18 protein-coding genes are annotated in these 21,554 nt (G+C 65.3%); 9 read left to right on the plus strand and 9 right to left on the minus strand.

What is annotated here, in order from left to right; all coding sequences use genetic code 11:
* Nucleotides 1-10: 10 nt before the first annotated feature.
* The 4 genes from LCM4577_RS16850 to otsB all read left to right on the plus strand — a co-directional run bounded on the left by LCM4577_RS16850 (nt 11) and on the right by otsB (nt 6,095).
* Nucleotides 11-1,069, plus strand: a complete 1,059-nt coding sequence (locus LCM4577_RS16850) for a glycosyltransferase family 4 protein (RefSeq protein WP_071072329.1) — start codon at nt 11-13, stop codon at nt 1,067-1,069.
* A 146-nt stretch (nt 1,070-1,215) separates the two neighbouring features.
* The gene (locus tag LCM4577_RS16855; RefSeq protein ID WP_071072331.1) at nt 1,216-3,378 is read left to right on the plus strand and encodes an amylo-alpha-1,6-glucosidase; all 2,163 of its coding nucleotides are present in this window, start codon (nt 1,216-1,218) and stop codon (nt 3,376-3,378) included.
* A 147-nt stretch (nt 3,379-3,525) separates the two neighbouring features.
* On the plus strand, nt 3,526-5,316 hold the full coding sequence (locus LCM4577_RS16860) for a trehalose-6-phosphate synthase (protein WP_071072332.1): 1,791 nt from the start codon (nt 3,526-3,528) through the stop codon (nt 5,314-5,316).
* Nucleotides 5,313-6,095, plus strand: a complete 783-nt coding sequence (otsB, locus tag LCM4577_RS16865; protein WP_041007688.1) for a trehalose-phosphatase — start codon at nt 5,313-5,315, stop codon at nt 6,093-6,095. Before LCM4577_RS16860 ends, otsB begins: the two co-directional genes overlap by 4 nt.
* Nucleotides 6,096-6,110: 15 nt before the next feature.
* On the opposite strand, the gene LCM4577_RS16870 is transcribed toward otsB, so the two are convergent.
* From LCM4577_RS16870 to LCM4577_RS16905, 8 genes are all read right to left on the minus strand, one after another.
* Nucleotides 6,111-6,854 (minus strand): ATP-binding cassette domain-containing protein, encoded by a 744-nt coding sequence (locus LCM4577_RS16870; RefSeq protein ID WP_071032210.1) that lies wholly within the window; start codon nt 6,852-6,854, stop codon nt 6,111-6,113.
* 9 nt (nt 6,855-6,863) lie between these two features.
* On the minus strand, nt 6,864-8,063 hold the full coding sequence (locus LCM4577_RS16875; protein ID WP_071072334.1) for an alanine racemase: 1,200 nt from the start codon (nt 8,061-8,063) through the stop codon (nt 6,864-6,866).
* 12 nt (nt 8,064-8,075) lie between these two features.
* Nucleotides 8,076-9,047 carry an ABC transporter permease gene (locus LCM4577_RS16880; protein ID WP_040983996.1) on the minus strand — a complete coding sequence of 324 codons (972 nt, stop codon included), beginning with the start codon at nt 9,045-9,047 and terminating at the stop codon, nt 8,076-8,078.
* Nucleotides 9,048-9,090: 43 nt separating this feature from the next.
* Nucleotides 9,091-10,152: a substrate-binding domain-containing protein gene (locus LCM4577_RS16885; RefSeq protein ID WP_071072337.1), complete on the minus strand. Its 1,062-nt coding sequence runs from the start codon at nt 10,150-10,152 to the stop codon at nt 9,091-9,093.
* A 64-nt stretch (nt 10,153-10,216) separates the two neighbouring features.
* On the minus strand, nt 10,217-11,275 hold the full coding sequence (locus LCM4577_RS16890; RefSeq protein ID WP_071072338.1) for a substrate-binding domain-containing protein: 1,059 nt from the start codon (nt 11,273-11,275) through the stop codon (nt 10,217-10,219).
* Between the two features lie 35 nt (nt 11,276-11,310).
* The gene (locus LCM4577_RS16895) at nt 11,311-12,564 is read right to left on the minus strand and encodes a M20 family metallopeptidase (RefSeq protein ID WP_071072340.1); all 1,254 of its coding nucleotides are present in this window, start codon (nt 12,562-12,564) and stop codon (nt 11,311-11,313) included.
* A complete protein-coding gene (locus LCM4577_RS16900) occupies nt 12,561-13,775 on the minus strand; it encodes an ROK family transcriptional regulator (RefSeq protein ID WP_071072341.1) in 1,215 nt (404 codons plus the stop codon). The genes LCM4577_RS16895 and LCM4577_RS16900 overlap by 4 nt, the downstream gene beginning before the upstream one ends.
* Nucleotides 13,776-14,016: 241 nt before the next feature.
* Nucleotides 14,017-15,048, minus strand: coding sequence for a hydroxyacid dehydrogenase (locus tag LCM4577_RS16905; RefSeq protein WP_041007708.1), 1,032 nt, complete (start codon nt 15,046-15,048; stop codon nt 14,017-14,019).
* A 147-nt stretch (nt 15,049-15,195) separates the two neighbouring features.
* Here LCM4577_RS16905 and LCM4577_RS16910 point away from each other — a divergent pair, with 147 nt between their 5' ends.
* The 5 genes from LCM4577_RS16910 to LCM4577_RS16930 all read left to right on the plus strand — a co-directional run bounded on the left by LCM4577_RS16910 (nt 15,196) and on the right by LCM4577_RS16930 (nt 20,085).
* Entirely contained in the window at nt 15,196-16,272 is a 1,077-nt protein-coding gene (locus LCM4577_RS16910) for a LacI family DNA-binding transcriptional regulator (protein ID WP_071072343.1), read from the plus strand.
* A 60-nt stretch (nt 16,273-16,332) separates the two neighbouring features.
* Nucleotides 16,333-17,322, plus strand: coding sequence for a substrate-binding domain-containing protein (locus LCM4577_RS16915; protein WP_071032203.1), 990 nt, complete (start codon nt 16,333-16,335; stop codon nt 17,320-17,322).
* Nucleotides 17,323-17,469: 147 nt separating this feature from the next.
* Nucleotides 17,470-18,456, plus strand: coding sequence for an ABC transporter permease (locus tag LCM4577_RS16920; protein WP_071072345.1), 987 nt, complete (start codon nt 17,470-17,472; stop codon nt 18,454-18,456).
* Nucleotides 18,453-19,229, plus strand: a complete 777-nt coding sequence (locus LCM4577_RS16925; protein ID WP_071072346.1) for an ATP-binding cassette domain-containing protein — start codon at nt 18,453-18,455, stop codon at nt 19,227-19,229. Before LCM4577_RS16920 ends, LCM4577_RS16925 begins: the two co-directional genes overlap by 4 nt.
* A gap of 1 nt (nt 19,230) precedes the next feature.
* On the plus strand, nt 19,231-20,085 hold the full coding sequence (locus tag LCM4577_RS16930; RefSeq protein WP_071072348.1) for a sugar phosphate isomerase/epimerase: 855 nt from the start codon (nt 19,231-19,233) through the stop codon (nt 20,083-20,085).
* Nucleotides 20,086-20,089: 4 nt separating this feature from the next.
* Here LCM4577_RS16930 and LCM4577_RS16935 read toward each other — a convergent pair whose 3' ends face one another.
* Nucleotides 20,090-21,535, minus strand: coding sequence for an aldehyde dehydrogenase (locus tag LCM4577_RS16935; RefSeq protein ID WP_071072350.1), 1,446 nt, complete (start codon nt 21,533-21,535; stop codon nt 20,090-20,092).
* Nucleotides 21,536-21,554: the final 19 nt, after the last annotated feature.

Consider the following 21,554-nt stretch of genomic DNA (forward strand, 5'->3'; position numbering starts at 1 on the left):
GAGGGACCAAATGCGCATAGCTCATGTCGCGCCGCTCTACGAATCCGTGCCGCCGAAACTCTATGGCGGGACGGAGAGGATCGTCTTCTATATCACCGAGGCGCTGGTCGGRCTTGGCCACGATGTGACGCTATTCGCGAGCGGCGACAGCGAGACCTCGGCGCGGCTGGTGCCCGGGCGCGACCAGGCGATACGCCTCGACCCGCGGCCGAAGAAATCGGAGATCGCGGCGCATCTGGYGATGCTTGCCGATGTGCGAGCGCGCGTCGGCGAGTTCGATGTCATCCATTTCCATCTTAGCCACTTCGTGCATTTTCCGTTCTTCGAAGAGATCGCGGGGCGGACGGTGACGACGCCGCATGGCCGGCTCGACTATGTCGACCTGGCGCCGGCCTATAAACGCTTCCCGCGTTTCCCGATGATCTCGATCTCGCACAGCCAGAAGCGCGGCTTGCCCGACGCGAACTGGCTGGCCACCATCCATCACGGACTGCCGCTCGATGCCTACCAACCGACTTATGAACCTGAGGCGGAAGAGCCGTATCTTGCCTTCCTCGGACGCCTGTCGCGCGACAAGCGGCCGGACCGCGCCATCGAGATCGCGCGCCGGTCCGGGTTGAAGCTGAAGCTGGCGGCCAAGATCGGCGACGACGACCGCGCCTATTTCCGCGACAACATCGAAGCGCTGATCGATGGCGACCGCGTCGACTATGTCGGCGAGATCACGGAAGACGAGAAGGCCGGATTTCTCGGCAATGCGGCGGGCCTTTTGTTCCCCATCGACTGGCCGGAGCCGTTCGGCCTCGTCGCGATCGAAGCCATGGCCTGCGGCACGCCGGTGATTGCGTGGAACCAGGGTGCCCTGCCGGAGATCGTCGATAACGGCGTCACCGGCTTCGTCGTGGACAGCGTGGACGATGCGGTCGCGTCGGTGCCAGCGCTTCTCGATCTCGACCGGCGGCAGGTGAGGGCAGCCTTCGAGAAAAGGTTCTCGGCGACAAGAATGGCGCGCGACTATCTTGCTGCCTATATGCGCCTGACCGGCACGCCGGAGGCCAAAGCCTCCTGACCTTGATGCCTGGAGTCGGATGATTTCAGGTCTGTTCGACCTGAAATTCAAATCCGGCTCTAAAAAGATAGAGCATGATGTCGCCCGAAAGCCGCTTCACACTTTTCGGCATCATGCCCAGGGCGGGGCAAACAAAGAGGTGACCAATGATGGAGCTCGACGAGCGCAAGCTCGATCCCGCCGTGGCGCTTTCCTCACTCGACGAAACGGCGCCGCGGGAGCCGCACCGGCTTTTTGCCCTCAAGCAGGGCGACTGCTTCGCGGTGGCCGACGCCTATGGCGACATCAGAGGGTCGGGCGACGGCTTCTTCCGCGACGACACGCGCGTGCTTTCCGAATTCCGCCTGACCATCGGCGGCCGGCCGATGTCGCTGCTCGGCGCCTCGCTCAGCCAGGACAATGTGCTGTTCACGTCCAACCTCACCAACCTACCGATCCAGAGCGCGGCCGGCCGCGATATCCCGCAGGGTGCGATCCACATCGAGCGCGTCAGGCTCATTTGGCAGGACAGGCTGTTCGAGCGGATCACGCTTTCCAACTACAGCCGCGAGCATTCGACCATCACCGCCTCGCTGCATTTTGCCGCCGACTTTCGCGACATGTTCGAGGTGCGCGGCACGACGCGGGTGAAGCGTGGCACGACGCATGTCGCCAAGACCGACAAGACCTCGGTGCTGCTCGGCTATGACGGCCTCGACGGTCTGCCGAGACTTTCCGCGATCTCCTTTTCGCAGGCGCCCGACCAGTTGAGTGACAATCGCGCCGATTTCCTTATCGCGGTGACCAAGCGCAGTCAAAAAGTGCTCTATATCGAGGTTGGTCCCGAGGTCGCCGATCCGCCCGATCGCGACCGATTCCGCGCCGCGGCGGCACGGGCCCGCTTCGGCATGCGCGCCAAGCGCAGGCATGGCGCCACGGTGCACAGCTCAGGCCGCGTCTTCAACGATTGGGTCGAGCGCGCCCGCGCCGATGTGGCGCTGCTTACCACGGAGCTTCCGACCGGGCCCTATCCCTATGCCGGCATCCCGTGGTTCTCGACGGCATTCGGCCGCGACGGCGTGATCTCGAGCCTGCAGATGCTCTGGCTCAACCCCGGCCTGGCGCGGGGCGTGCTGGCTTTTCTGGCCGAGCACCAGGCGACCGAAACGTCGCCCTTTTGGGATTCCCAGCCCGGCAAGATCATGCATGAGACGCGCAAGGGTGAGATGGCGGCGCTGCGCGAGCTTCCCTTCGGCCGCTATTATGGCGGCGTCGACACCACGCCGCTCTATATCCATCTGGCATCCGCCTATGCCGACCGCACCGGCGACATGGCCTTCATCGACACATTGTGGCCCTCGCTCAAGGCCGCCGCCGAGTGGACAGAAGAGGCGAGCCGCGCCACCGGTTTCGTCACCTACCAGCGCGCCGCCGAGTCGGGCCTTGCCAACCAGGGCTGGAAGGACAGTTTTGACTCCGTCTTCCATGCCGATGGGCGCATTCCCAAGGGACCGATCGCGCTGGTCGAGGTGCAGGGCTATGTCTTTGCCGCCTTCCGCGGCATGGCGGCGCTCGCGCGCCGCCGCGGCGAATTCGCCGACGCCGAGCACTGGGAGGGCCGCGCCGAGGAAATGCGGGTCGCCGTGGAACGCGACTTCTGGCTCGACGACATGAACTTCTACGCCCTGGCCATCGATGGCGAGGGCCAGCCATGCAAGGTGCGAACGTCAAATGCCGGGCACCTGCTTTTTGTCGGCTTGCCGCAGCCCGAACGCGCCAAGCTGGTCGTCGACCAATTGCTGTCGGCCTCCTTCCATTCCGGGTGGGGCCTGCGGACGCTCGCCGACGACGCAGTTTTCTTCAACCCGATGTCCTACCACAACGGTTCGATCTGGCCGCACGATACCGCGCTTTGCGCCGTGGGCATGGCGCGCTACGGCGAGCGCGACAGCGTGGTGCGGTTGATGAGCGGCACGTTCGAGTCGGCCGTGCATTTCAACATGCGGCTGCCGGAGCTGTTCTGCGGCTTCGCCCGGGCGCCCGGCGAGGCGCCGATCGCCTATCCCGTGGCCTGCCTGCCGCAGGCCTGGTCGGCCGGCTCCACATTCATGCTGATGCAAGCATGCCTGGGGCTGGAGATCGATGGCTGGCAAGGTGAATTGCATGTCACGCGCCCGAGGCTGCCGATCGGCATAGACACGCTCACGATCAGGCACCTGACGGTCGGCGACAGAACGATCGATCTTACCTTCCAACGGGTCGGCGATCGTGTCGGCGCCTTCCTGTCCGACCGGCATGAAGGCCAGGTGCCGCTCATCGTGCGCACGTGAACAAAGCGCCGCAACCCTGCGTTCAACAGTCGAAAATGTCGGAACTGATCGCTTGTTTGCGCGTTCAAAACCTTATCCGGTCTGCCCGTCTGCGGCCGGCAAGAACGACAACAATGAACGGATGGCCGGAGGCAACCTGGCATTTCAATGACACAATATGGCGTCCTGTTACTGGTCCTTATCTTTGCAAGCCTTGGACTTTCCGCATTCGCGATCTTTATTTCAATATCCCGGTACCGCCGCAATCACCCAAGGGCATCGGCTTTGCCGGGTTCCGGCGAGGACGTTGCCACCGAGGCGGCGCGAACGGTGCTGCGCGAGTTCGAGAAGAACGGCCAATCGGTCGACGCGGCTCTGGTGACATGGTCGCCCGACACGCTGCGCAAGATCCTGGCCGACGAGCTGCCGGATGCGCAGGTGATCGTCGTTTCCAATCGCGAGCCCTATATCCACAACGAAACCAAGGATGGCGGCGTCGAGCTTGTCGTGCCGGCGAGCGGGCTGGTTTCGGCGCTCGAGCCGATCACACGCGCCTGCGCCGGCACCTGGATCGCCTATGGCGGYGGCAGCGCCGATCAGACGGTGGTCGACAGGAACGACCGTGTGCAGGTGCCGCCTGGCCATCCCTCCTACACGTTGCGCCGGGTCTGGCTCAGTGACGAGGAATATCAAGGCTACTATCTCGGCTTCGCCAATGAAGGCTTGTGGCCGCTCTGCCATATCGCCTTCACGCGGCCGATCTTCCGCGAGTCGGACTGGGAGGCCTATGAAGCCGTCAACCGCAAGTTCGCGGACACCGTGGTTGCCGAGGCTCGCAACGAGCGACCGATCGTGCTCGTCCAGGACTATCACTTTGCGCTTCTGCCGCGCATGATCCGCGAGCGTCTGCCCGAGGCGATCGTCATTACCTTCTGGCATATCCCCTGGCCGAACTCTGAAGTGTTCAGCATATGCCCGTGGCGCGAGCGTATCCTGGACGGTCTGCTCGGCAGTTCGATCGTAGGGTTCCATACCCAGTACCACGCCAACAACTTCACCGAGAGTGTCGATCGCTTCATGGAAAGCCGCATCGAGCGCGCCGATGCCGCCATTTCCTATGGCGGCCAGGTGACGCTGGTGCATTCTTATCCGATCTCGATCGAATGGCCGGTCGAGCTCCTGAAAGCCCTCCCCAACATCGAGGAGTGYCGGGTGCGCGTGCGCAAGCGGTTCAGGATTCCGGCCGGCGCCAAGCTGTGCGTCGGCGTCGAGCGTCTCGACTACACCAAGGGCATCCTCGACCGCTTCCACGCGCTGGAGGAGCTGTTCATTCRCCACCCCGAAATGGTGGGCAAAGTCGTGTTCCTGCAGGTCGCGGCGCCGAGCCGAGGTACGCTGCCGGCCTACAAACAGCTCCACGAGGAATGTCTGCGCTGTGCCGAGGAACTTAACCAGCGCTACGGCAGCGACTCCTACCAGCCGGTGGTCATGGTGGCCGAGCATCATTCGCAGGCGGCGGTCTACGAGCTCTATCGGGCGGCCGATATCTGCCTCGTCACCAGCCTCCATGACGGCATGAACCTCGTCGCCAAGGAGTTCGTCGCGTCGCGCGACGACGAGCAGGGCGTTCTTTTGCTCAGCACCTTCGCGGGCGCTTCGCGCGAGCTGCTGGAGGCGCTGATCGTCAATCCTTACGACGCGGCGATGATGAGCGAGGCGATGCTGCAGGCGCTGACGATGGGGCCGGACGAGCAACGCGAGCGCATGCGACGCATGCGCGAGATCGTGCGCGACAACAATGTCTATCGCTGGGCAGGCAGCATGCTGCTCGACGCGGCGCGCCTGAGGAAGCGCGGCGACCTGGATCGGGTCACGGCCTTATACGAGCGGCCGAATGCCCCCACTGGCGACAATGTCGTCTCCATGTTCGAACGCAAACAGGCAGTCGGATTCCGATGAACATCCAGGCAGACCTCACCCCGCCGCTTCCCGAGGGACGGTGGGCGCTTTTCCTCGACATCGACGGCACTTTGCTGGAGCACGCGGCGCATCCCGACGCCGTTTCGGTCAGCGAGGAGCTCCGTGTTCTCCTGCAGAGGATCGAGCGGCGGCTCGACGGCGCGCTTGCCTTCATCACCGGCCGCTCGATCGCGGCCGTCGATCATCTGTTCGACCCGTTGAAACTGCGGATCGCGGGCCTCTACGGGCTGGAGCACAGACTTCTGCCGGACGGAAAGATCGAAGCCGCCGACGAGCCGGCGGATATGGCGGCGCTTGCCGACGAGATCGAACTGGAACTGGCGAGCAAGGCCGTCTATGTCGAGCGCAAGGGACCGGTGCTCGCCATCCACACCAGAGCCGCGCCGCAGCTTCTGGCCCGGGCGACGGAGCTGGTCGAGGCGGCGCTCGCGCGCTTGCCGCAGGGCTACCGCGTGATCGCCGGCAATGCCGGCGTCGAGCTGATGCCGCTCGAAGCCGCCAAGGGCGCTGCGATCCGGCGCTTCATGCAGCTTGATCCTTTCACCGGCAGGCGCCCGGTGTTCCTTGGCGACGACACGTCCGACGAGAACGGCTTCGACACCGTCAATGCCGCGGGCGGGATCTCGATCCGCGTCAAGCCGCAGGGCGAGACGGCTGCCCGCTTCGCCATCGAAGATGTCGCCAGCGCGCTCGCCTGGCTGGAGGCCAATTTCGGCGAGCCGGCCACGCAAACGGCCAGCCGCAATCTCGTCGCCTAAACAAGGCGCTGGCGGCTACTGCTGCTGCAGGCCCGTGATCATGGCGATGATCTCGTTCTTGTCGGTTTTCTTCGTCTCGCGCACGCCGATCTGCTTGCCGCGCCTCAGGACACAGATGCGGTCCGACAGCTTGAACACCTGGTCGAGGCTGTGGCTGATGATCAGGATGCCGACATTGCGCTGTTTGAGCGACTGAACGATCGCCTCCACCTTGGCGGTCTCGGCGACGCCGAGCGCGGCCGTCGGCTCGTCGAGCAGGATCAGCTTGCTCGCCCAATGCGTCGCCCTGGCGATCGCGACGCCTTGGCGCTGACCGCCGGAGAGGTCGCGGATGGTGGCGTGCGCGGAAGGGATGCGCACGTCGAGCTCCTTCACCAGTTTTTCCGTCTCGTCGATCATGCGGCGGCGGTCGAGCAGGCCGAGGCGGTTCAGCGGCTCGCGGCCGAGGAACATGTTCATGTAGACCGTTTGCTGGTCGGCCAAAGCGAGATCCTGGTAGACAACCTCGATGCCGTGCGCGCGGCCCATCGTGGCGTTCGACATCGTCACCGGCTTGCCTTCGATCGTGATCGTGCCGGAGGAGGGCGGGTGCACGCCGGAGATGATCTTGACCAGCGTCGACTTGCCGGCGCCGTTGTCGCCGACCAGCGCGACGATCTCGCCCGGAAAGACCTCGAGCGAGAAATTCTCGATCGCGGTGAGGCCGCCGAAATTCTTGCGGATGTCCTGAAGCTGCAGGATTGGCGCGCTCGCGTTCATCGCACTCTCCTAAACGGGCCAGGCATAGGCTTCTCCGAAGCCGTTCTCGATGGTTTCGACCACAGGCTTGCCCTTCGAGATGCCGGAGACGCCGACGACATAGGCGCGGGTGACGAAGGCCTGGCCGCGGAAGCCGAAGACGGCGCTGTCGCCTGGCCTCGGCGCGCCTGCGCCGGAGGCGTCGATCATGGCGTAGTAGTCGATCGCCGAGGGCGGCGGCACCTCGACGCTTCTGAGCGCCGAGGCGGCGGTGGTCGGCTCGGCCGAGACGATCGCCTTGACGTCGTAGTCGGGGAAGATCGGGTCGATATAGAAGCCGCCGCCGAAGCAGTAGGCCTTGCCGCCCGACAGATGCGAGACCTCGGTGAGGTAGAGCACGGCAGGCAATTCCGGCAGGTCTTCCATGACATGCAGCGCCGTAGTGCCGTGCAGGCCGTTGCCGGGCTCGCACTGCGTAGCGCCGGCTTCCGCCAGCGCGGCCAGCATGACGCTCGACGTGGTGCCCGGCGCGTTGATTTCGATCTCCTTGCGGCCCACTTTTGCGAGCGCCTCGGCGGCCTTGCTCAAGGTCGCCAGATTGGGCGTCGGCAGCACCTTTCGCGCGGCGTGGTCGAAGAGCAGGGCAGGGAAGGTGGTTATGCCGGCGAAGCGGCCGCCTGGAATGGCATCGAGCCGGTCGGCGACGGCGACAACCTCGCCTGCGTCGAAGCCGCCTTCATGGCCGCGGTAGAAAATGTCGCCTTCGGCAGCGATGCGGGCGAGCAAGTCCTGGACATAGCCGGCGGCCTTGGCGCCCCTGCCTGCTTCCTCGGCCTTGATGTCGTTGAAGACGGTCCAGTAGTCTGGCTTGAAGGTCCTTGCCGCCGCATCGGCTTCGAATTTCGCGATCTGCTGCAGATGGCCGAGATGGCCGAGCTTCATTCCGGCCTTATACGTGGCGCGCGCGCAAGCCATGTCGACCGCAACCGCGCGCTCGATGCCGCCGCGCATCACCGCCTTGCAGAATGAGCTCGAGCGGCCGACCTGCTTGGTCATGGCGAAGATCTTCAGACCGAGCCGGTCAGCTTCCTGTTTGAGGACCTTGGCGTTGCGCTCGACCATATCGAGATCGAGCACATAGGCGTTGGCCGGCAGCTTGCCTTGCTGATGAAGGCCGATCGCCGCTTCGATGAAGGCGGGGTTGCGGCGGCGCAGAACGTCGAGAAACATGGAAGGATTCCTTCAGCGGGATTTGTCGCGCAGCGACACGGCGACGGCGGTGAGGATGATCAGGCCGCGCACGATCATCTGGTCGGAGACCGAAAGGCCCATCAGGATCAGCCCGTTGTTCAGCATGCCCATCATCAGCGAGCCGACGAGAGCGCCGACGATCGAGCCCTTGCCGCCGTTGAGCAGCGTGCCGCCGACGATGACGGCGGCGATCACCGTCATCAGGTCCGTTTCGCCAAGCGTGTATTTCGCCGCCTGCAGGCGGCCCGCGTAAAGCAGTCCGGCGAGTCCCGCGAGCCCACCGCTGATGGTGAGCACGGCGAGCCGGATCTTCGGCACGCTGATGCCCGAAACGCTTGCAGCGCGGGCATTGTCGCCGGTTGCCAGCACATGCGCGCCGAAACGCGTCTCGCGGTAGACGAGGTGGCCGACGGCGATGGCGATCACCGTCCACCAGATGAGCGACGGCACGCCGAGCAGCGAGCCCGAGCCGAAGAAACCGGTAAAGGTCTCATTGGTGACCGAGATCGAACGCAGATCGGTCATCGAGCGCGAGACACCGGCGAACAGGCCCATCGTCGCCAGCGTCACCAGGAAGGACGGCAGCTTCACATAGGCGACCAGCGCGCCATTGATGAGACCGATCAGGATACCGGCGCCCAGGCCGGCGACGATGCCCGCCGCCATCCCGTAGGAGGCGATGGTGACGGCGGCGGCAAGCGCCGATACCGCCACGATCGAGCCGATCGAAAGGTCGATCTCGCCGGCCGACATGACGAAGACGAGGCCGATCGCCATGATCGTCACCGGGGCCGTCTGCAGCACGATGTTGGAGAGGTTGCGGACGGTGAGGAAGCCGCTGTCCTTCAGCATGAAGGCGAAGAACAGGAAGATCGCCAGGAAGCCGAGGTAGACGACATATTGCTGCAGATTGAAGCGGCTGGCGAAGCTGCCCACCTCGGTGCCGGTGTTGGCGCTGGTCATGTTCGATCTCCGATGGTGCGTGCTTCGCAGCCTGCCACGCCGTTTACTTCATGGCGTCCGCGATGGTCGCGGGCACATCCTTGTTGAGCGACTTCTTCCAGCCGTCCTTTACCGTGCCCTTGGTGACGGCGATGGAATCGACCGCGTAGAAGGGCTCGGCTTTCAGGCCGACCAGCGAACCCGCCGAGGCGCGCGCCAGCGTCACGCCGATGGAGTAGGCCTCGTCGGCGACAAGGGCCGCGATGTTACCACCTTTGACCATGTCGAGCGCGGCCGGTTCGTTGAGGTCGAGCGTGACGATCTTGGTGTGCGTGTTGCCGGCGGCGCGCAGCGCGGAAAGCACGCTCAGCGCCGGCTCTGCCCAGGTGACATAGATGCCGTCGAGGTCCGGATGCTGGGTGATCATCGCCTGCGCGATATCCTCTGAGCGCGCCGGGTCGGCCATGCCGGCCTCGGCGGCTATCTTCATGTCGGGATAATCCTGCTCGATGGTCTTCTTGAAGGCGCCGTCACGCTGGTTGGTGACGTAGAAATCGGCGTCGTGGAAGATGTAGCCGACCTTGCCCTTCTTGCCGAGCGCCTCGGCCATGGCGATGCCGGCCTTGTTGCCCATCTGGAAGAGGTCGTCGGAGACGATGGCGACGTAGTCCGTGCCCTGCTTATAGCCGGCCGGGCAATTGTCGACGAAGCCGAGCTTGACGCCGGCCTGGCGGGCCGGATCGTAGACGGAGCCCGCAGTCGCCGGATCGACGGGAAGCGACAGGATGATCGACGGCTTCTTGGCCATCACCGTCTCGACATCGGCCTTCTGGCGCGCGGCGTCGAAGCCGGCGTCGGTCTGCGCCACCACCTCGATGCCGAGCCGCTTGAACTCGTCGCGCGCGCCGGCGTTGACGGCGTTGGTGTACTCGCTCATCTCGTGCCAGACGAGGGCCGCGGTGAACTTGCCGTCCTTGATCTGCTGCTCCTGCGCCGCCGTCAGCGTCAGCGAGGCTGCCGGAACCGGCTTCTCGCCGTTCGGGCCGGTGGTGACGCCTTCGGCGGCGAAGGCGTGAGCGGCGAACAGGCTCGCCAATGCAGTCATAATGCTCAATGCTTTGCGCATGTCGGTTCCCCTTTTTGTTCAGGAAGAGAGCCCCGGCCCGGCAAGCCGGGCCGGGGCGTCGGCTTCATTTCGCCGCGTCGAGCACCGACTGCGGCGCGTCACGGTTGAGCGAGTCCTTCCAGCCCTGGGAGACATTCTCCTTGGTCACGGTCAGCGCCGGCGCGACGACAAAGGCCGGCGTCTGCTGGGCAAGCAGCGACTTCATGCCGGAGGCGGCCATGGCGCGGCCGAGCTCATAGGCCTTGTCGGCGACAAGTGCGGCGACGTTGCCGCCCTTGACCATGTCGAGCGCGACCGGCTCGGCAAGGTCGAGCGTGACGATCTTGGTATGCTTGTTGCCGGCGCCGCRCAGCGCCGAAAGCACGCCGTCGGCCGGCTCGGCCCAGGTCACGTAGATGCCGTCGAGATCGGGATGTTGCAGCAGCATGGCATTGGCCAGTTCCTCGGCCCGGGCCGGGTCGGAGATGCCCTGTTCGGCGATGATCTTGATGTCGGGGTAGTCCTTCTCGATGGTCTTCTTGAAGGACTGGTCGCGCTGGTTGGTGACGTAATAGTTGGCGTCGTGGAAGATGTAGCCGACCTTGCCCTTGCCGCCGATGGCCTTGGCCATGGCGTCGGCCGCCTGCTTGCCCATCTGGTAGAGATCGTCGGTGACGATCGAGGCATAGTCGGCGCCTTGCTTGTAATCCTTGGGCAGGTTCGACAGGAACACCAGCTTGACGCCGTCCTTGACCGCCTGGCGGAAGGCTTCGGCCGAGGTGACCGGATCGAGCGGCAGGGCCAGGATGATGTTCGGCTTGGCGGCTAAAGCGGTCTCGATATCGCTGCGCTGGCGGGCGGCGTCGAACTGCGCGTCGGTCTTGACCGCGATCGAGATGCCGGCCTTGGCGAACTCGTCGGTGGCGCCCGCGGTCACCGCATTGGTGAAGTCGGAAGAGGTGTGCCACAGGAGGGCTGCCTTGTAGCCCYTGTCCTTCAGCGCCGCGATGTCGGCATCGCTCAGCGTCACGCCGGAGCTCGGGGTGGCGGTCTCGCCCTGCGGTCCGACCGTCTGCGCGTGAGCCGCGCCGGCGGCGAGCATCAATCCGCCTGCCAAGGCGGCAATCCATTTCTTCATCAGCATGTTCTTAGTCTCCCATTTTCTGCTTCGTTGGACGTTCAGTCGGCCACGCCGCAATAGCGGGCCATGAAGGCTGCGAAGCCGACGATGCCGGCGAGGTATTCCTCGACATCGACGTGCTCCTCGAAAGTGTGGCAGTTGCGGATGTCGCCCGGCGCGCAATAGACGGCGGGAATGCCGAGACGATTGACGAAGAACGAGGATTCCGACCAGAAGGGCGCGCCCTCGATCACGCCGCGTCCGCTCATGGCGCCTGCCATCGACTGCGAAAGCATGGCGACTTCGGCACGCGTCTCGTCGATCTCGGCGGCGGTGCCGCCCAGCCCGTGATCGCGTCCTGCCGGATAGGCGAACTCCACGGTGATCTCCGGATCGGTGATGGCGCCGCGCACCGCGGCCTCGATCTCGGCGGCGGCCGTGTCGAGGTCCTCGCCCGGCAGGAGCTTGCGGATCAGCGACAGCGTGCATCGCTCGGGCACGGCGATATAGCCGCCGCCGGTAAGGCCGGTGATCAGCAGGAAGCCGCGTCCGATGTGCTTATGCTCGGCGCGGGCCGCCACCTCATCCGAGTGTTTCCACAGCGCCGTCATGGCGGCATGCGCGGCGCGCAACGCATCCTTGCCGAGCTCCGGCACGCCGAAATAGGCCGACTTGCCGGTGATCGTGATGTCGGTGATGAAGAAGCCGATCTGCGCGGCGTAGACGGCAAGCCGCGTTGGCTCGACATAGACGGTGAAATCGGGCGCCGCGACCTCGCCGGCTTCGATGCGGCCGACAAAATGCTTGATGCCGGCGGAGACACCGGTGCCGGGCTGGCCGCTTTCCTCGTCGCCGACGAAAGCGAAGGCGACGTCGCCCTTGAGGCGGATGCCGGCCTTGTCGAGCAGCGAGAGCGCCGCCAGCGAGGCGGTGATGCCTGCCTTGAGATCGCCGGAGCCGCGGCCCCAGACCGCCCCGTCGATGATGGGCGCGCCGAACGGGTCCTCGCGCTCGGTGCCGGCCCAATGCTCGCGCCAGCCGTCGACGTGGACGGTGTCGGTATGGCCGATGAAGAGCAGGCGCTTGCCTTCGCCAGTTCCCTTGCGCTCGCCCCAGATGTTCGGCCTGCCAGGCAGGAAATCCGTCCGGCTCAAGCTGCTCAGCCCCAGCTCGCGCATCTTCGCTTCGAGGAAGCCGACGAAGTTCGCTTCGTTGCCGGTGATGCTCTCGCGGCCGATCGCGCCCCTGAACAGAGYCAGCGCCTGGTCGGTATCGAGAACGGCGCGCAGCCGGGTTGTGATGTCGCTGGTCACAGCACGACCTCCTTCAGGGCAGCCGCCTGGGCGGTGGGAAGTGAAATGCGGCCATCCGGCGCGTCGACGCCGAACAGCGTGTTGTGCAGCTGGCCAAGGCCGATCGCGGCAGCGCCGATGAGTGCCGCCCGCGCGCCCAGCTCGCCGGCCTCGACCGTGACAGGGTAGGGGAAGCAGAGCGATATCAATGCTTTGACGCGTGAGAGGATCTCGGGCCTGAGGCCGATCGAGCCGCCCAGTATGACCTTTTCCGGATTGGCGACGGCGGCGATCGCGGCTATGCCTTGCGCCAGATAGCGCGCCGTTTCGTCGAGCACGGCGAGCGCGGCCTTGTCGCCCATTGCCGCGTTCTCGAAGATCGCGGGAACCGTGACCTGCGCGCCGGTCAGGGATCTGTAGCGCTCGGTCATCGCGTGCGTCGCCACCGCCCGCTCGAAAGCGCCGGTGCGCAGCGATTCCGCCGCGAACGGATCGGCGCCGATCGGCATGAAACCGATTTCGCCCGCCGCATGGGTGGCGCCGCGCACCAGATGGCCGCCGAGCATAAGGCCGCTGCCGACGCCGGTGCCCAGCGCGATATAGGCGAGATTGTCGATGCCCTGGCCCTGGCCCAGCCAATTCTCGCCGAGCACGGCGAGGTTGACGTCGTTCTCGATCATCACCGCGACGCCGAGCGCCTTCTCGAACGCGTCGAGCACATTCATGGCGTCGAAGCCGGCGATGTTGGGCGCGAGCAGGATGCGGCCGGTCGCGGGGTCCGGCGCGCCCGGCGCGCCGATGACGGCAAGGCGGATCTTCTTGCGCGGGATGCGCTCCCTGGCCGCTGCCTGGAAGGCAAGCGCCGCGATCTGGTCGATGATGAACTGGCCGCCGCGCGGATCGGTCGGCGTCGCCGCTTCGGCGAAGATCTGGCAGGCGAGGTCGGTCAGCGCTACGCGCACCTTGGTGCCGCCCAGGTCGACGGCGATGATGTAGGCGGCGTCGTGGACAAGCTCGTAGGTGACGGCGGTGCGCCCGACATGGCCGCTGGTGCGCCCGGTCTCCTGCACCCAACCTTCCTGCTCGAGGCCGYGCACGATTTCCGAGATCGTCTGCTTCGACAGGCCGGTGAGCTTGGAGATCGAGGCCCGCGATATGGGCCCGCCCTGGACGATCGCCTCCATGACGGAGCGCTGCGAGAACTGGCGGGAAATGCGCGGCAGGTCGCTCACATCGGGCCTCTGATTAATTCGTTCTGTCACCGAACTTATTACTGAACTGGCACCCTTGTCAACGATCACGTTGAATTGTCGGAGACCGCAATCGGAAGGGATGATTTACTTGGCTGCCAGCTGCCGCACCCACCCTGCAACCGCGGCGAAACCGAGTTTGCTCATGGTTCGGGCCGCGGAAGCGAACGATCCAGCCGGTTCCGAACACGTGCGTGCTGGCTGGTCGGTGGTCGAGCCAGCCTTAATTCCTGTCGACCGGCTTGGAGCGCATGCGCGACACGGTCTCGCGTTCGGCGCGCTTGGAGCGCAGCGGCGGCAAGCCGCGGTCGACGAGGTCCATGTCCTCCAGCACCATGTCGCCCATGCGCTTGAAGGCGATGTCGAGCGCGCCGGCGCGATGCGCCGAACGCAGGAAGCCGGGGAGGGCGCGGACGGGATGGTCCTTTGCCAGCGGCTCCTCCGGGAAGACGTCGCTCGCCGCAACGATGTGGCCGCTTTTCACAGCCTTCATCAGCGCCGGAAAATCGACGACGCCGGCGCGGCTGAGCAGGATGAAGGCCGCGCCCTTGCGCATCTTGGCGAAAGCATCGGCGCCGAGAAAACCCTGGTTCTCGCTGGTGACGGAAGCGACGACGAATACGAAATCGCTTTGCGACAGCACCTCGTCCAGCGAGGCCGGCTCGACGCCATTGTCGACCAGGATCGACGGCGGCAGCCACGGATCATAGACCTTCGTGCGGGTACGGAAGCCGGTCAGCAGGCGGTTGAGGGCGCGGCCGAGATCGCCGAAGCCGATGATGCCGACATCAGCACCCGAAAGTAGGCGCGCGGTCTGGTTGCCGTCGCCGCCCCACAATTCCTCGCCCTGCCGGAAGGCGAGATCGGCATCAACGATGTTGCGCGCGAGGTTCAGCGCCATGGCGAGGCCGAGTTCGGCTACCGGTTCGGCAAAGACCAGGCCCGTGGTGACGACATGGATGCCGCGCGCGAACAGTGTCTCGTAGGGCATGTTGTTGAGGAGGTTGGTCTCGACATTGAAGATGCAGCGCAGCGCCGTCATTTTCTGTAGCGTTTCCGAGGCTATGGGCGGCTGGCCAACGATGTAGCGCGCTTCGGCCAGTACATCCGGCGGCAACTTTGCGAGGCCTTCCGGCGTTGTCTCGACAATGCGATATTTCCTGCGAAACAGCGCCAGTTGCGGCGGCGTGAAGATCAGGTCGAGCGTGCGTGGTTCGGGCGCGCTGATCACCAGCGGCAAGGTCTTGTCGGACATGTTTTCCTCCCGGGACACGATTGGATCGCGTCAATCGCATCTTTCCAGTCTTACTCCCGGTGAAACGATTTACAAGAACGAAAAATCGATTTATCGATTAGATTAGCGAGGCAGCAAAATCGGCTGCCTGCCCTCGGGAGGAGGTCAATGGCGCAACAGGAAGTTCGGCAGCGGCGTCCGTCGATCCACGACGTGGCAAGCCATGCCGGCGTGTCGGCAGCCACCGTCTCCAAGGTGCTGGCCGGCGTCACAACCGTGAAGCCTGAAAACGCGCAGCGCGTCTTCGATGCCGTCGAACGCCTGGGCTACCGCGTCGATCCTCTAGCCTCCGATATGCGCCGCGCCAAACGCCGCATCATCGGCGCCATCATGCCGGAATTCGAAAGCGAATTCTTCGGTTCGATGGTCACCGAGCTGGAGGGCCTTGCCGAGCAGCGCGGCTACACGCTGGTCGCCGCGTCGAGCCGTGAATCGGAAGCGCGCGAGAAGGAGATCCTAGCCCGCATGCATGACTGGCGCGTCGCCGGCGTGGTGCTGGCGCCGGTGCGCAACGAGCACGGACCGGCCGCCGATTTCATGAAAGCCAACGGCATGAYCGGCGTGCTGATCGACCGCGTGCTCTCGGATGACGCCTTCGATACGGTATCGGCCGACAGCGCCGCCGCCAGCGCCGAAGTGGCGCGGATGCTGGTCGGCAATGGGCACAGCCATATATTGGTCATCGGCCTTGCCGAGCAGGCAGCGACGGTGCGGGCGCGCCTGGAAGGGTTTCGCACACAGGCGCTGGCGCTCAACCCGTCGGTGCGCATCGATGTCATCACCTCGGAAGTCAGCGTCGAGCCGCTCAGGGCTTCGCTGCGCGATTACTTTGCCAGGGGAGAGCGACCGACCGCCGTCTATTCGCTGCTTTTGAAGGGCACGCTTGTCGCGCTGTCCGAGTTCCGCCGGCGCGGCTGGCATTGCCCGAACGACATCTCGCTGGTCGGCTTCGACGATGCGGAATGGATGCAGGTGACATGGCCGGCGATCGCGGCCGTGGTGCAGCCGGTGCGCCAGATCGCCAGCGAGGCGATGAACCTTTTGTTTCGCAGGGTCGAGGGCGCCGTGGGACCACCCACGGCGCGGCTCGAACCCTGCCAGGTGTTGATGCGGGAATCCGTTGGCTCGCCAGGCAGCGGCCCGCATTCCGGGGGAGGAGACCGACAACAGCCCCCATTGTCGTGAACGGAAGCATGCGCCGGCCCTGGCCGAGGCATCCGGCGCCAAGGATCAACGGAGGATCGAATGATATCGCATTTCTTGAAGATAAATCGATTTACACTTGCCGTGGGCGTCGCGCTTGCGTTCTCCGCCGTCGGCGCCGCCAAGGCCGAGGACGGAGAATACGGCGTGCTGATGAAGACGCTGGCCAATCCGTTCTGGGGCGCGATGGCGCAGGGCGTCGCGGACGGCGCAAAGGAAGCCGGGGTGAAGTACTTCCAGCAGGCGGCCGAGAGCGACCAGGCGGCCGAGCCGCAGCTCAATCTCTGCAACACGATGCTCGAGCGCAAGCCGGTGGCGATGATCACCGCCGCCATCAACTCGACCAATCTCCTGCCTTGCCTGAAGTCGGCGCAGGAGGCCGGCATCAAGATCGTCGACCTCGACAACAATCTCGACCAGGCGGTGCTCGACAAGGAGGGCGTCAAGGTCACCTTCCACATCGGCTCCGATAACATCGCCGCCGGCGCGCAGGGCGCCGAATATCTGGCCAACAAGCTCGGCAAGGACGCCAAGGGTCCGGTGCTGGTCATCGAAGGCCTCTCCGGCAACATCACCGGCGAGAAGCGCGCCAAGGGTTTCGCCGACAAGCTGAAGGAACTGGCGCCGGGCCTCGAGATCGTCGCCTCGCTGCCGGGCGACTGGGATCGCGGCAAGGCCGCCTCGATCGCCACCGACACGCTGACCGCGCATCCCGATCTCGTCGCCATCTTCTGCGCTAATGACGGCATGGCGCTTGGCGCGGTGGAGTCGGTTTACGCCGCCGGCAAAGGGCCGCAGGTGACGATCATCGGCGTCGACGGCAATTCGGACGCGGTGAAGTCGATCAAGGAAGGCCGCCTCAACGCCTCGGTGGCGCAACTTCCCTATCTGGTCGGCAAGCAGGCGGTCGAGAACGTCAAGAAGGCTCTCGCCGGCGACAAGGTCGAGGACAGCATCGCGGTGCCGACCTTGGTGCTGACCAAGGACGTGATCGACGCCGGCAAGGAGCCGATGCTGCAATATGTGAAGTGAGGAAATAGGGAATAGGGAATAGGCAGTAGGCAGTAGGCAGTAGGGGGAAGCACGCGGGTTCGACCGCTCGGATCGCTCCCATATTTTCCCTACTGCCTAACCCCTACTGCCTACTGCCTTACCGCCCTCTCTCGAAGGTGCAAAGACATGGCTTCTGAACAGCCCGGCTTCTGGGCTCGGGTGCAACGCGCATCCGTCGAAAGGCTCCACATCAGGCTGGAGTCACTGGTGGTGCTTCTTGCGCTGGGCACGGCGATGGCGCTTTTGTCGCCCTATTTCCTGTCGCTCAGCAATTTCCTCAACATCCTGCTGGCCACCTCGACGATCGGCGTGCTGGCGATTGCCGCCACTTTCGTCATCGGCTCGGGCGGGCTCGACCTGTCGCTCGGCTCGGTGATGGGTCTGGCCGGCGTCGCCGGCGCTTTCGTGGCGGTCAATCTCGGTTGGCCGTCGGTCTTCGCGGTGATCGCCTGCATCCTCGCGGGCGCGATCGCCGGCTACATCAACGGGCAACTGGTCACCCGCGCTTTCGTGCCGGCCTTCATCGTCACGCTCGGCATGCTGGGCCTGGCGCGCGGCCTGGCGCTGGTCATCTCGCAGGGCAGGGCGATCTACGGCCTGCCGCCCGAGATCGTCTATATCGGCCAGGGGCGGCCCTTCGGCATTCCGATGCCGGTGATTATCTTCGTGCTGACGGCGATCGTGGCGCATGCGGTGCTCGCCTATACGCGCTTCGGCCGCCACACGCTGGCGCTGGGCGACAGCGAGGGTGCGGCGCGTGCCGCGGGCATCCGCGTCGAGCACCACCGCCGCATCATCTACACGCTTTCGGGCGCGCTTGCCGGCCTCGCGGGCCTGCTCTTCACCGCTCGCGTCAACRCTGGCGACCCGACCGCCGGCATCAACTACGAGCTTACCGCGATCACGGCGGCGATCATCGGCGGCACCAATTTGTTCGGCGGCCGCGCCTCGATCCTCGGCACGATGATCGGCGCGCTGATCATGGGCGTGCTGCAGAACGGGCTGACGCTGCTTGCGGTGCAATCCTACTACCAGCAGATGGCCATCGGTGCCGTGCTGATCCTCGCCGTCTTCATCGACCAGTACCAGGTGCGGAAGGAGTCGCGCGTATGACCCTGCTTTCGCTTCGCGGCATCCGCAAGAGTTTTGGCGCGGTCGACGTGCTGCATGGCGTCGATCTCGCCGTCGCGGCCGGCGAGGTGGTCGGACTGGTCGGCGACAACGGCGCCGGCAAATCCACGCTGATGAAGACCATCACCGGCATCTACCGTGCCGACTCGGGCTCGATCGAATTCGACGGCAAGGACATTCTTGCCCTCGACCCTGGCCAGCGCCGCCAGCTCGGCATCGAGATGATCTACCAGGATCTGTCGCTGGCCAAGCAGCAGGACGTGGCCTCCAACATCTTCCTGGGGCGCGAGCCGACGAAGCGGCTGTTCGGCCTGTTCCCGGGCTTCGTCGACAAAAGCGAGATGGATCGCCAGGCGTCGAAGATGATCGAGCGATTGGGCGCGCATCTGCCGTCGATAAACCGGTCGGTCGGTTCGTTCTCCGGCGGCCAGCAGCAGACCGTGGCGATCGCGCGTGCGCTCACCTTCAATCCCAAGCTCGTCATCATGGACGAGCCGACCGCAGCACTTGCCGTGCGCGAGGTGCAGAGTGTGCTCGACCTCATCCGGCGGCTGAAGTCGGAAGGCATCGCCGTCATCCTGATCTCGCACCGGCTGAACGACGTGCTGTCAGTCACCGACCGTATCGTGGTGCTGCGCCACGGGCGGGCGGATGCCGATCTCGTCACCGCCAACACCAACATGAACGAAGTCGTCAGCCGCATCGTCGGCGGCGGCGATACGGCCGCAGCGGCGGCGCATGAACAACGAGGCTGACATGAACACCTTCGGACTGCACACTTTCGCCATCGCTCCGGTCTGGGACCTCGCCCGCATCGAGCCGCAGATGGACAGACTGAAGGAGCTCGGCATCGGCCTGATGGAGATCCCGCTGCTGCGTCCCGAGGAGATCGACACCAAGCGCACGCGCGGCTTTGCCAACCACTATGGCGTCGAGCTTATCCCGTCGCTCGGCCTGCCGCGCGCGCTTGACGTGGTCGAGCGGCCGGACGAAGCGCTCGATTTCCTGCAGCCGGCCTTCAAGGTCTGCAACGAGGTGGGCGCCGAGGCGCTGGGCGGCGTCACCTACGGCACGATCGGCAAGACCACCGGACGGGCGCCGACGCAGCGCGAGATCGACGGCATGTGCCGCTTCCTCGAACGCGCGGCGAAATCGGCGAAGTCGCGCAGCCTGAAGCTCGGCATCGAGCCCTGCAACCGCTACGAGACGCATCTGATCAACCGCGGCATCGACGCGGCGCGGATCATCGAGCGGGTCGGCGCCGAAAACATCTTCATCCATCTCGACACCTACCACATGCATATCGAGGAGGAGAGTTTTGCTTCCGGTTTCGAGGCGGCAGCGCCCTATCTCGGTTATGTGCATGTGTCGGAAGCCAATCGCGGCGTGCCGGGGCGCGGCATGCTCAACTGGGTGGCCTGCATGAAGGCGATCGCCGACATCGGCTATCAGGGCGCGATCACGCTCGAAAGCATGAACCATGTCGATGTCGACATCGCCGGCGGGCTCGCCGTGTGGCGGCCGGTGGCGGAAGATCCGCGCGACGTCATCGAGGTCGGCCTGCCGTTCCTGCGCGAGGAAGCGAGGAAGGCGGGGTTGACGCTGGGCTGAAGTGTCAGAACGGGTAGTGCTGACCCGGATCCTCGATCGTCACCCAGCGCAGGTCGGTGAATTCGGCGATCGAGGCCTTCCCGCCGAAGCGGCCGTACCCGGAGCCTTTCACGCCGCCGAACGGCATCTGCGCCTCGTCGTGGACGGTCGGGCCGTTGATGTGGCATATGCCGGCCTGGATGCGCGCGGCAACGGCAAAAGCGCGGCGGATGTCGCGGCTGAAGACGGCGGAGGACAGGCCGTATTCGGTGTCGTTGGCGACGCGCACGGCCTCGTCTTCGCCCTTCACGCGAATGACAGGCTTCACCGGGCCGAAGGACTCTTCCGAATAGACGCGCATGGCGGGCGTCACGTGATCGAGGAGCGTGGCTTCCACGACCGTGCCGGTCCGCTTGCCGCCGGCGGCAAGCTTGGCACCCTTGGCGGTCGCATCGGCGGTCAGCTCTTCCATCTTATCCGCCGCCTGGCTGCTTATCAGCGAGCCGAGCACGACATGGCCGCGCGGGTCGCCGGCCGGCAATTGTGYGGCGCGCGCGGCGAGCTTGGCGACGAACTCGTCGGCGATTGTCTCGTCGACGATCAGCCGCTCGGTCGACATGCAGATCTGGCCTTGGTGCATGAAGGCGCCGAAAACAGCGGCATTCACGGCCGCATCGATGTCGGCGTCGTCAAGCACGACGAGCGGCGCCTTGCCGCCGAGCTCGAGCAGGGCCGGCTTGAGGTGGCGACCGGAGAGCTCGGCGATGATGCGGCCGACCTTGGTCGAGCCGGTGAAGTTGACGCGCTTCACCGCCGGATGCGCGATCAGCGCCTCGACGATTGCCGCGGCGTCCTTCGGGTCGTTGGTGACGACATTGACCACGCCCTTGGGCAGGCCGGCCTCGACCAGCGCCTGACCGATCAGGCGATGCGTGCCGGGGCACATTTCGGACGCCTTCAGCACCACCGTGTTGCCGCAGGCGAGCGGCATCGCCAGCGCACGCGTGCCGAGGATGACCGGCGCATTCCACGGCGCGATGCCGAGGCAGACGCCGGCCGGCTGGCGGATCGCCATAGCGAGCGTGCCGGGTTTGTCGGACGGGATGATCTCGCCGGCAATCTGCGTGGTCATCGCGGCCGCCTCACGCAGCATGTTGGACGCCAGCATGACATTGAAGCCGGCCCAGGGGCCGGTGGCGCCGGTCTCTTCCATCATCAGCTTGGTGAACTCGCCGACCTTGGAAGCCATGACGTCGGCCGCCTTCAAGAGCAGCGCCCGGCGTTCGCCAGGCCCGGTCTTCGACCAAGCGTCGAAGGCAGCGGCCGCGGCATCGGCGGCCGCGTTGGCGTCGGCGATGCTTGCGGCGGCGGCGCGCGTCGCGAGCTTGCCGGTGAAGGGATCCAGGCGCTCATACGAGGCTTTGCCCGTTGCCGCCCGCTCGTCGCCGTCGATCAGAAGTCCAATGTCCATGGGTTTCTCCCCTCGCTCC

The sequence above is a fragment of the Mesorhizobium sp. LCM 4577 genome, from assembly GCF_001854795.2.
In the GTDB taxonomy this organism is placed as follows: Bacteria; Pseudomonadota; Alphaproteobacteria; order Rhizobiales; family Rhizobiaceae; genus Mesorhizobium; species Mesorhizobium plurifarium.

Coding starts and splice junctions, on each gene's coding strand:
- LCM4577_RS16855 (WP_071072331.1), top strand. CDS start 1,216: ATGATGGAGCTCGACGAGCGCAAGCTCGATCCCGCCGTGGCGCTTTCC.
- otsB (WP_041007688.1), top strand. CDS start 5,313: ATGAACATCCAGGCAGACCTCACCCCGCCGCTTCCCGAGGGACGGTGG.
- LCM4577_RS16870 (WP_071032210.1), bottom strand. CDS start 6,854: ATGAACGCGAGCGCGCCAATCCTGCAGCTTCAGGACATCCGCAAGAAT.
- LCM4577_RS16875 (WP_071072334.1), bottom strand. CDS start 8,063: ATGTTTCTCGACGTTCTGCGCCGCCGCAACCCCGCCTTCATCGAAGCG.
- LCM4577_RS16880 (WP_040983996.1), bottom strand. CDS start 9,047: ATGACCAGCGCCAACACCGGCACCGAGGTGGGCAGCTTCGCCAGCCGC.
- LCM4577_RS16885 (WP_071072337.1), bottom strand. CDS start 10,152: ATGCGCAAAGCATTGAGCATTATGACTGCATTGGCGAGCCTGTTCGCC.
- LCM4577_RS16905 (WP_041007708.1), bottom strand. CDS start 15,048: ATGTCCGACAAGACCTTGCCGCTGGTGATCAGCGCGCCCGAACCACGC.
- LCM4577_RS16915 (WP_071032203.1), top strand. CDS start 16,333: ATGATATCGCATTTCTTGAAGATAAATCGATTTACACTTGCCGTGGGC.
- LCM4577_RS16925 (WP_071072346.1), top strand. CDS start 18,453: ATGACCCTGCTTTCGCTTCGCGGCATCCGCAAGAGTTTTGGCGCGGTC.
- LCM4577_RS16930 (WP_071072348.1), top strand. CDS start 19,231: ATGAACACCTTCGGACTGCACACTTTCGCCATCGCTCCGGTCTGGGAC.